Raw genomic sequence first — 1,762 nt, forward strand, 5'->3', positions numbered from 1 at the left:
CAGGGCGTCCAGCTCGCGCTGCTCTTTATAGGAGAGCTTCTTGCGGGGCGTTGTGCGGGGGGCGGCCGGTTCCGGTGCCGGCGCAGGGGCGGGAGCCTGTGCGGGGGAGGCGGCCAGGCGTTGCTCGGCGATTTCGCGCGCGCGCTTCGACTGGATCAACCAGTCCTGCACGCTGCCTTCGTATTCGCGCCAGTGGCCGTCGCCCTCGAAGGCGATGGTGCTGGTCACCACGTTGTCGAGAAAGGTCCGGTCGTGGCTGACCAGGAACACCGTGCCGTCGTAGTCCTGCAGCAGGTTTTCGAGCAGTTCCAGCGTGTCGATGTCGAGGTCGTTGGTCGGCTCGTCGAGCACCAGTACATTGGCGGGGCGGGCGAACAGGCGGGCCAGCAGCAGGCGGTTGCGTTCGCCGCCGCTGAGCGACCGCACGGGGGAGTTGGCGCGCGCGGGGGAGAAGAGGAAGTCGGAAAGGTAGCTCTTCACGTGTTTGCGCTGGCTGCCGATCTCGATCCACTCGCTGCCGGGGCTGATGAAGTCTTCCAGCGTGGCATCGAGGTCGAGCTTGTCGCGCATCTGGTCGAAGTACGCCACCTGCAGGTTGGTGCCACGGCGGATTTTTCCGCTGTCGGGCTCGAGCTCGCCCAGGATCAGCTTCAGCAGCGTGGTCTTGCCGGCGCCATTGGGGCCCAGCAGGCCGACCTTGTCGCCACGCAGGATGGTGCCGGTGAAGTTGCGGATGACGGTCTTCTCGCCGAAGGACTTGGTCGCCGAGGTGAGCTCGGCCACGATCTTGCCGCTGGACTGGCCCGAGGCCACGTCCATGTTGACGCTGCCTTGCACCTCGCGGCGGGCGACGCGGCTGGCGCGCAGTTCCTGCAGGCGGGTGATGCGGCTCTGGCTGCGGGTGCGACGGGCTTCCACGCCCTTGCGGATCCAGATTTCTTCCTGGGCCAGGAGCTTGTCGGCCTTGGCGCTGATGACGGCCTCCTGGGCGAGTTGCTCTTCCTTCTGTAATAGATACTGCTCGAAGTTGCCGGGGTAGGAGCCCAGCTTGCCCCGGTCCAGCTCCACGATGCGGGTGGCGACGCGGTTCAGGAAGCTGCGGTCATGGGTGATGGTGACGACGCTGCCCTTGAAGTCGATCAGCAGTTGTTCGAGCCATTCGATCGAGTCCAGGTCCAGGTGGTTGGTGGGCTCGTCCAACAGGAGGACATCCGGAGCGGCCACCAGGGCCTGGGCCAGGGCGACCCGCTTGCGGGTACCGCCAGAGAGGGAGCCGACACGGGCGTTGCGGTCCAGGTGGAGGCGATGCAGCGTCTCTTCGACGCGCTGCTCCCAGTTCCAGGCGTCGAAGGCTTCGATCTGGGACTGGAGCGCGTCCAGGTCCAGTCCCTCCGCACCGGAGAGATAGAGGTCCCGCACGGCGATGACGCTTCCCAGTCCTTCACTGGCTGCGGTGAATACATCCGCATCCATATCGAGCATGGGTTCCTGCGCAACATAGGCCACGCGCAGGTTCTGTTGGAGTTGCAGGGTGCCGTCGTCTGTCTTCTCCAGGCCCCCCAGTATCTTGAGGAGCGAAGACTTGCCCGCACCATTGCGGCCGATCAGACCGATGCGTTCGGATTCAAGAAGAGAGAAGTCCGCATGATCGAGCAGCGGGACGTGACCGAACGCGAGTTGGGCGTCGAGGAGTGTGATGAGTGCCATGTGGCACGGATTATCGGAGGAGCCTCTTATCCGCCCGGGGCAGCGCTTCGCGCCT

Annotated in this window: 1 protein-coding gene; it reads right to left on the reverse strand. The window is 65.2% G+C overall.

Annotated features, from left to right (window positions below; all coding sequences use genetic code 11):
- Positions 1–1,707 (reverse strand): ATP-binding cassette domain-containing protein (locus AC1DXX_RS33310; RefSeq protein ID WP_478138468.1); only part of this gene is annotated, 1,707 nt, incomplete at its 3' end.
- Positions 1,708–1,762 lie beyond the last annotated feature (55 nt).

The organism is Variovorax sp. P4_B10, assembly GCF_056402375.1.